The following is a 1,991-nucleotide window of genomic DNA, read 5'->3' as shown; positions in this document are numbered from 1 at the left end:
CGCAGAAAACCCCGTCACCCGATGGGGAAGAACAATCAGCCAAATCACACCATCCCTCGTAACAACTCCTATCAACGCCGCAGTGAATTAATGCGAAACCAACTGAGAACGACCTAATACGAACAAAAACTTCGCTTCTTATCAGGCGGTAAAATTAGGGTATGTTCGATTCGCGAACCCGGACACTGGTTACACAAGGAATTTTTGTATGAAGATTGCAATTGCCGGGATTGGCTATGTCGGCCTGTCCAATGCTGTGCTGTTGGCACAAAACCATGAAGTGGTGGCTTTGGACCTGTCAGCAGATCGTGTTGATCAAGTTAACCAGCGTCAAAGCCCGATCCAGGATACCGAGATTACCGATTTCCTGACGAACCGCACGCTTGACCTAACCGCCACGACCGATGCGGAAACTGCCTTTGGCGGGGCAGAGTTCGTGATTGTAGCTACTCCAACCAATTACGATCCGCGCAGCAATTACTTCGACACAAGTTCGGTCGATACGGTAATCGAACAAGTTACCGCGCTGAATCCAGACGCGGTCATCGTGATCAAATCCACCATCCCGGTGGGGTTCGTCGCCGGGGCCCGCGCGCGGTTCGGCACCGACAACGTCATCTTCTCACCGGAGTTCCTGCGCGAGGGGCGGGCGCTCTATGACAACCTGCACCCCAGCCGCATCATCGTCGGTGAACGGTCAGACCGGGCAAAGGTCTTTGCCGATCTGCTGGTGGAAGGGGCGGTGGACAAGGAAGTACCGGTGCTGTTCACCGATGCAGACGAGGCCGAGGCGATCAAGCTGTTCGCCAATACCTTTCTTGCCATGCGGGTGGCGTTTTTCAACGAGTTGGACAGTTATTCCCTGGCAGGAGGCATGGACTCGCGCCAGATCATCGAAGGCGTCAGCCTCGACCCGCGCATTGGCGCGCATTACAACAACCCGTCCTTTGGCTATGGCGGTTATTGCTTGCCCAAGGACACCAAGCAGCTACTGGCCAATTACAACCACGTGCCGCAGAACCTGATCCGCGCTATCGTCGATGCCAACCGCACCCGCAAGGATTTCCTCAGCGACCAGATTCTGATGAAAGGGCCAAAGGTTGTCGGCATTTACCGTCTGGTGATGAAAGAGGGCAGCGATAATTTCCGTCAAAGCTCGGTTCAGGGAATCATGAAACGGATCAAAGCCAAGGGCATAGAGGTCATCGTCTATGAACCGACCCTGAGCGCGGATCACTTTTTTCACTCACCGGTGATCCGCGATCTTGAGGAGTTCAAGCGGCAGGCTGACTTAATTGTCGCCAACCGCTTGTCAGACGAAATACGCGATGTAAGCGACAAGGTCTTTACCCGCGATCTGTTCGGTGCCGACTAAGATCGGCTGGGGCGGCGCTGAACCCGCGCCTATTCAAGGAAGACCTGCCGCGCAAACGACAGCGGCAGGTTTCGGTTCTGTCTCAGATCAGCACGAGGGCGTGGATGCCCGATGCAGTTGTCCCGGTGGCATGAACGCGCGTCACACCGACAGGCAGGATGGAAAAATCAGCCACCTGTACGGTGCGTGTTTCGCCGCGGACCGTGGTCATCACCACCGCACCGCCCGTTTCGACGTACAGACCGATTGCCACTTCGGCCAGATCGGTGGTGTCAGAAGGTGTCACGGGGGCAGCGTCGCGCGCGGGGCCGGACAAGCTGGAAACACGGTTTGTAAACGGGTTGGTCGTCATGGGTCGGGTCTCGTTCTCTGTGTCAATCGGCGGAACGCTAGCCAAATCCGCTTAACGACGTGAAAGCCCATCGTGCGTTGCGCAGCCTGTTCGGCGGCCCAACACAAAAAACCCGTTTCGGGGGCCTGTTCCGCGCGGCACTTGGGTGTCTTATGCCGCGCGTTCTGTTGCGTGGCTGTTCAGCCCTTTGCGCCTTGGCCTCGGGCGTAGACGTCCTCGTATCGGACGATGTCGTCCTCTCCGAGATAGGCGCCGGTCTGAACC

General features: G+C 56.8%; 3 protein-coding genes. 2 read left to right on the top strand and 1 reads right to left on the bottom strand.

Annotated elements, in window-relative coordinates:
- The first annotated feature begins 208 nt into the window (after nt 1-208).
- Nucleotides 209-1,375, top strand: coding sequence for a nucleotide sugar dehydrogenase (locus ACR0IK_RS24300; RefSeq protein ID WP_480643679.1), 1,167 nt, complete (start codon nt 209-211; stop codon nt 1,373-1,375).
- Between the two features lie 82 nt (nt 1,376-1,457).
- On the opposite strand, the gene ACR0IK_RS24295 is transcribed toward ACR0IK_RS24300, so the two are convergent.
- Nucleotides 1,458-1,727: a spike base protein, RCAP_Rcc01079 family gene (locus ACR0IK_RS24295; protein WP_480643678.1), complete on the bottom strand. Its 270-nt coding sequence runs from the start codon at nt 1,725-1,727 to the stop codon at nt 1,458-1,460.
- A 59-nt stretch (nt 1,728-1,786) separates the two neighbouring features.
- Here ACR0IK_RS24295 and ACR0IK_RS24290 point away from each other — a divergent pair.
- On the top strand, nt 1,787-1,991 hold a 205-nt coding region (locus ACR0IK_RS24290), incomplete at its 3' end, for a hypothetical protein (protein ID WP_480643677.1).

It is taken from the genome of Ruegeria sp. BF7 (assembly GCF_056538605.1).
The sequence above is the reverse complement of the archived record's forward strand: the minus strand, read 5'-3'. Positions and strand labels throughout refer to the sequence as shown.